This window comes from uncultured Sulfitobacter sp., from assembly GCF_947499945.1.
Classification (GTDB): Bacteria; Pseudomonadota; Alphaproteobacteria; order Rhodobacterales; family Rhodobacteraceae; genus Sulfitobacter.
This window is the reverse complement of record NZ_CANMQD010000001.1, coordinates 2,047,137-2,054,126: the sequence shown is the minus strand read 5'-3', so window position 1 is coordinate 2,054,126 and position 6,990 is coordinate 2,047,137. Positions and strand designations below refer to the sequence as shown.

The following is a 6,990-nucleotide window of genomic DNA, read 5'->3' as shown; positions in this document are numbered from 1 at the left end:
GCCTGCGGCTGGCAGGGCGACTTCGAAAGGACCGCAATCCACGCGCGCTGACGCCGACAACCTGGCACAATCGCTTGATCGGGAAACTGGCAATGTGTTCCTCGACAAACCTAAATCTCATTGCTTTAGGCCCGCAAAGAACTGGGTGGCTTTTTTTAGGATGTCCCGCTCCTCCTTGAGAATGCGGATCTCGCGCCGAAGCCGGTCATTCTCTTGAGCGAGGCTCATATCCTCTTTTGACACCACGTCCGTGTCCCGATGCTGGGTGATCCATTTGTTTAGCGTCGACATACCAACACCAAGATCATCCGCCACCTGCTTACGCGTTAGCCCGCTGGTCAGTGCGATACGCACCGCATCTGTTCGGAATTCGTCCGTTCGTTTCAGTCCCATAGTCAGTCTACTTTGTTGCAGTAAATGCTATCAAAGGAGCGGCATCAAACCGCGACAGGTCCAAACTATGTCTGCAGGCCTGGTGAGTGAAAATGTATTACTCCACGCGTGACCGAAGGCCGAGGGGTATGAAGTCAAGGGGGACTTCGTATAGGGATAGTGAGGTATTTGTTGCTGGCTTGTTTCGTAGTTAGTATTTTTTTGCATTGGAAGTTTTTGGGGAGGTTTTTTTTTGGGCTGGTGGGTATGCGTTTTGGATGGTTTGACAGGTCTCTGATCTATCGGAGGATGGGTGGAGGCGATGCTGGTATTGGGATTTTGGTTTTGGATGTGTTGCTACAAGAACGGGGTGATCCGGAGGGTTTGCGCTGGATCAGGATAAATGTGGTCCATTTTGGGAGACGGAGATTGCCACTAACTTTCTGGCAAACGACGTTTTCAGCAATCATGGTATAGAGAAAGGCCGATTTCAGAACCTTGGAAGGTCTGCGATGATCGGCTGGTTGACAGTGTCATCAAGAGCATACCGACAGCAGAGGGGGCATCCGTCGCACCTGTCTGCCGGGCCCTAGCAACGTGCCACAGGGCATGCTGACGGTAATAGGCCAGGTATTGTTTGCGAAGCCTTTTCCCACTCCCGAGTTATTTCATGCGCAACAGCTGACAAAGCTCGATGCTTCAAACAGCAAAACGCCGCCCAGTTTTCACTGAACGGCGTTTTGATTACATCGAAGAGAGATACTCATGAGGAACTTATTAGGTTTGGCGATGACCTACTCTCCCACGCCTTAAGACGCAGTACCATCGGCGCAGTAGCACTTAACTGCCGGGTTCGGGATGGGACCGGGTGTTTTGCTTACGCTGTGATCACCAAACCAAATAAATTCCTCATGTCCAAGTCAGTACGCTGATTGTGTGTGTATGCTTTTGATAACGAGCATTCGAAGAATGTCTCGCTGATCAGTTTCAGTGAGGCGTTAAGTCTCTCTGTTACTGGATCAAATCAAGCCTATCGAGCCATTAGTACCAGTCAACTGAACGTGTTACCACGCTTACATCTCTGGCCTATCGACGAGGTAGTCTACCTCGGCTCTCAGGGATACCTTGTTTTGAGGGGGGCTTCCCGCTTAGATGCCTTCAGCGGTTATCCTGTCCGATCATAGCTACTCTGCACTGCGGCTGGCGCCACAACAGATCCACCAGTGGATCGTTCACCCCGGTCCTCTCGTACTAGGGGCAACTCCTCTCAAGTATCCTACACCCACGGAAGATAGGGACCGAACTGTCTCACGACGTTCTAAACCCAGCTCACGTACCTCTTTAAACGGCGAACAGCCGTACCCTTGGGACCTGCTCCAGCCCCAGGATGAGATGAGCCGACATCGAGGTGCCAAACACTGCCGTCGATATGGACTCTTGGGCAGTATCAGCCTGTTATCCCCGGCGTACCTTTTATCCGTTGAGCGATGGCCCTTCCACTCGGGACCACCGGATCACTATGACCGACTTTCGTCTCTGCTCGACTTGTCAGTCTCGCAGTCAGGCTGGCTTCTGCCATTGCACTCAACGACCGATTTCCGACCGGTCTGAGCCAACCTTCGCGCGCCTCCGTTACGATTTAGGAGGCGACCGCCCCAGTCAAACTACCCACCACACAGGGTCCCGGATCCGGATAACGGACCGCGGTTAGACATCAAGCAGAACAAGGGTGGTATCTCAAGGGAGGCTCCACAGGGACTAGCGTCCCTGCTTCAAAGCCCACCACCTATCCTGCACATGTTCGGCCTAATGCCAGTGTGAAGTTGTAGTAAAGGTGCACGGGGTCTTTCCGTCTAACCGCGGGTAACCGGCATCTTGACCGGTAATTCAATTTCGCTGAGTCTATGTTGGAGACAGCGGGGAAGTCGTTACGCCATTCGTGCAGGTCGGAACTTACCCGACAAGGAATTTCGCTACCTTAGGACCGTTATAGTTACGGCCGCCGTTTACCTGGGCTTCAATTCAGAGCTCTCACCCCTCCTTTTAACCTTCAGGCACCGGGCAGGCGTCAGACCCTATACGTCGTCTTACGACTTCGCAGAGCCCTGTGTTTTTAATAAACAGTCGCCACCCCCTGGTTTGTGCCCCCAGCCAAAACTTGCGTTTCGACCGGGCCTCCTTCTCGCGAACTTACGGAGGTATTTTGCCGAGTTCCTTCAACATAGTTCTCTCAAGCGCCTTGGTATTCTCTACCTATCCACCTGTGTCGGTTTAGGGTACGATCTAACGATGGAGCTATTTCCAGGAACCTCTAAGCAGCCCATTCAATCCGATAAGGATGAACTACCCTCGAGATCCGTCACTTCCATCTGGCCCAGGAATATTAACCTGGTTCCCATCGACTACGCCTTTCGGCCTCGCCTTAGGGGTCGGCTTACCCTGCTCAGATTAGCTTTAAGCAGGAACCCTTGGATTTTCGGCGAGAGTGTCTCTCACACTCTTTGTCGCTACTCATGTCATCATTCTCACTAGTGATCTCTCCACGGGATCCCTCACAGGCCCGCTTCACAGAAAGCTCCGCGTGTCCAATCCTACCGAAGTAGGTAAGGACACATGGAACTATGTCACACTACGCTCTGCTACCATGCAATAAATGCATCCTAAGCTTCGGCTCATGGCTTGAGCCCCGTTACATCTTCGCCGCAGGACAACTTATTTAGACCAGTGAGCTGTTACGCTATCTTTAAAGGATGGCTGCTTCTAAGCCAACCTCCTGGTTGTTTTGGTCGTCCCACCTGCTTTCCCACTTAGCCATGAATTAGGGGCCTTAGCTGTAGGTCAGGGTTGTTTCCCTCTTCACGACGGACGTTAGCATTCGCCGTGTGTCTGCCGACTAGTACTCATCGGTATTCGGAGTTTGGTTAGGATCAGTAAGCCTGTGGGGCCCCATTACCCATCCAGTGCTCTACCCCCGATGGTATTCGGTCGACGCTCTACCTAAATAGATTTCGCAGAGAACCAGCTATCTCCGAGTTTGATTGGCCTTTCACCCCTAGGCACAGCTCATCCCGATCTTTTTCAACAGATGTGGGTTCGGTCCTCCAGTAAGTGTTACCTTACCTTCAACCTGGCCATGCCTAGATCACTCGGTTTCGGGTCTGATCCCTCAAACTCATTCGCCCTATTAAGACTCGCTTTCGCTGCGCCTACACCTAACGGCTTAAGCTTGCTTGAGAGACCAAGTCGATGACCCATTATACAAAAGGTACGCTGTCAGGCCGCAAGGGCCCTCCAACTGATTGTAGGCGTTCGGTTTCAGGTACTGTTTCACTCCCCTCGTCGGGGTGCTTTTCACCTTTCCCTCACGGTACTGGTTCACTATCGGTCAGTAAGGAGTACTTAGCCTTCGAAGGTGGTCCTCCGATCTTCAGACAGAATTTCACGTGTTCCGCCCTACTTAATACGTCCAATCATGCTTCTTATACGGGACTATCACCCACTTTGGTTGCGCATTCCAACGCATTCTAACCACACTCATGGCTCGGCTGGTCCCCGTTCGCTCGCCGCTACTAGGGGAGTATCATATTGATTTCCTTTCCTCCGGGTACTTAGATGTTTCAGTTCCCCGGGTTTGCTTTTCTGAGTCTATATATTCAACAAAGAAATACCTGGTTAACCACATTATTAGCTACTCACGAATGAGTAGTAATAACATAGTATCAGGTGGGTTGCCCCATTCGGAAATTCATGGATCAAAGCCTATTCTCGGCTCCCCATGACTTATCGCAGAGTATCACGTCCTTCATCGCCTCTTACTGCCAAGGCATTCACCAAACGCCCTTTTCGCGCTTGATTTGATCCAGAAAGAGAAGGACTTATCGTCCCTCGTGGACAACAGAAGCTGGTAAGAAACTGTTTATCCCTGTTCCCAGATCAAAAACATACATAACTGCTACAAACCCGTGCGGGAATGTAGCTTTTTCGAGAGGCCTTACGACCTCTCCGGTTAGTGTACTTGACTTGGACAACACTGCTGCTTTCAGATGGCAAACACTCACGAGACCGAGGAAACAGTCTATGGTAAATGCTTGTGCGGGGCCTAAACCCAACACACCAAACTGAGATCATCGCCACACTCGGCACGATCAAACAGTGTTGTTATTTTGTATCTCTCTTTACGATGTTAATTCGTCTGCAGAACAGACGTTCAAGCACTCAAATGAGTGTTTGAAGATGTGTTCTGGCTATTGTGTCTGGTGTTGACTGCCCTTCTCGGTACATCAGCTTCGCTGATACCCTGCCGGGGCTTCGCACTCACTTCGTGAGTGCTTGGTGGAGCCTAGGAGGATCGAACTCCTGACCTCCTGAATGCAAATCAGGCGCTCTCCCAGCTGAGCTAAGGCCCCATCACTTATCCCTACCGAAGTAGATGATTTCATGGTGGGTCGAGGAGGACTTGAACCTCCGACCTCACGCTTATCAGGCGTGCGCTCTAACCACCTGAGCTACCGACCCATACGAGCGGTAGCTCGTGTTCTGTTTCTGAAGAGATATGAGGACGGCTCGGTCCGAAGAACATCCTAAGATGTTCCAAATATGGACAGCTTTGTTTGCTGTCCTGCTAAGTGTTTCACGAAGTTAGCAAGCTAACCTACTAGAAACATCCTTAGAAAGGAGGTGATCCAGCCGCAGGTTCCCCTACGGCTACCTTGTTACGACTTCACCCCAGTCGCTGATCCTACCGTGGTCCGCTGCCCCCCCGAAGGGTTGGCGCACGGCCGTCGGGTAGAACCAACTCCCATGGTGTGACGGGCGGTGTGTACAAGGCCCGGGAACGTATTCACCGCGTCATGCTGTTACGCGATTACTAGCGATTCCGACTTCATGGGGTCGAGTTGCAGACCCCAATCCGAACTGAGACATCTTTTGGGGATTAACCCATTGTAAATGCCATTGTAGCACGTGTGTAGCCCAACCCGTAAGGGCCATGAGGACTTGACGTCATCCACACCTTCCTCCCGCTTATCACGGGCAGTTTCTTTAGAGTGCCCAACTAAATGATGGCAACTAAAGATGTGGGTTGCGCTCGTTGCCGGACTTAACCGAACATCTCACGACACGAGCTGACGACAGCCATGCAGCACCTGTCACTGCGTCACCGAAGTGAACGCCCGATCTCTCGGGTTTGCACAGGATGTCAAGGGTTGGTAAGGTTCTGCGCGTTGCTTCGAATTAAACCACATGCTCCACCGCTTGTGCGGGCCCCCGTCAATTCCTTTGAGTTTTAATCTTGCGACCGTACTCCCCAGGCGGAATGCTTAATCCGTTAGGTGTGTCACCGAACAGTATACTGCCCGACGACTGGCATTCATCGTTTACGGTGTGGACTACCAGGGTATCTAATCCTGTTTGCTCCCCACACTTTCGTACCTCAGCGTCAGTATCGAGCCAGTGAGCCGCCTTCGCCACTGGTGTTCCTCCAAATATCTACGAATTTCACCTCTACACTTGGAATTCCACTCACCTCTCTCGAACTCAAGACCAGGAGTTTATGAGGCAGTTCCAGGGTTGAGCCCTGGGATTTCACCCCATACTTTCTGATCCGCCTACGTACGCTTTACGCCCAGTAATTCCGAACAACGCTAACCCCCTCCGTATTACCGCGGCTGCTGGCACGGAGTTAGCCGGGGTTTCTTTACCAGATACTGTCATTATCATCTCTGGCGAAAGTGCTTTACGACCCTAAGGCCTTCATCACACACGCGGCATGGCTAGATCAGGCTTGCGCCCATTGTCTAAGATTCCCCACTGCTGCCTCCCGTAGGAGTCTGGGCCGTGTCTCAGTCCCAGTGTTGCTGATCATCCTCTAAAACCAGCTATAGATCGTAGACTTGGTAGGCCATTACCCCACCAACTATCTAATCTAACGCGGGCCAATCCAATGGCGATAAATCTTTCCCCCGAAGGGCACATACGGTATTACTCTCAGTTTCCCGAGGCTATTCCGTACCATTGGGTATGTTCCCACGCGTTACTAACCCGTCCGCCGCTCGCCCCGAAGGGTGCGCTCGACTTGCATGTGTTAGGCCTGCCGCCAGCGTTCGTTCTGAGCCAGGATCAAACTCTCAAGTTGAAATGATCTTGCGATCATATCCTTGACGTCGAACCTCTGCACATCGACCTAATCTGCTTACTGAACAAATTAGGCGTCTTTTCTGTTTGATGTACTTAAAGTTACCAAAGTAACCGAAAGCCGTTCAAACAGTGAAGCTGACACTTTATAATCGATAGCGCCACTAAGTGACATTCTCTAAAAGCGCGATATACAGACGTTGATCCATCGAAATAGACCAAACCGCCCACATATCTCTTCAGATATTCTATTTTCAAATAACGTGGAGACAAAAACTAAACCGATGCGCAATTCTCACTGCGCGCCCGCCAGTCAATCTCTCCGAATTCTGCTTCGCTTCAAAGTCCTCGGCGTCTCCGCTCCGTTCCCTCCGCTGCCCCGTGTGACGCTCGTTTGCGCCTCCGGTAAAAGGGGTTCTAGTGTTAGTTCCACATGGCCGCAAGCAGATTTTTTAAGAAACTGACCGAAAGGTCGAGTTTTTCAAA

General features: G+C 51.4%; 2 tRNA genes, 3 rRNA genes and 1 pseudogene. All 6 read right to left on the bottom strand.

Annotated features, from left to right (window positions below):
• A pseudogene (locus Q0775_RS10225) lies at nt 1-393 on the bottom strand (transposase); the annotation flags it as partial.
• Between the two features lie 760 nt (nt 394-1,153).
• A 5S ribosomal RNA gene (gene rrf / locus Q0775_RS10220) occupies nt 1,154-1,268 on the bottom strand.
• A 124-nt stretch (nt 1,269-1,392) separates the two neighbouring features.
• Nucleotides 1,393-4,227: ribosomal RNA gene (locus Q0775_RS10215) — 23S ribosomal RNA — on the bottom strand.
• 475 nt (nt 4,228-4,702) lie between these two features.
• A tRNA-Ala gene (locus Q0775_RS10210) sits at nt 4,703-4,778 on the bottom strand.
• Nucleotides 4,779-4,810: 32 nt separating this feature from the next.
• Nucleotides 4,811-4,887, bottom strand: a tRNA-Ile gene (locus Q0775_RS10205).
• A 155-nt stretch (nt 4,888-5,042) separates the two neighbouring features.
• Nucleotides 5,043-6,505, bottom strand: a 16S ribosomal RNA gene (locus Q0775_RS10200).
• The 16S, 23S and 5S rRNA genes sit together here with 2 tRNA genes alongside, the layout of an rRNA operon.
• Nucleotides 6,506-6,990 lie beyond the last annotated feature (485 nt).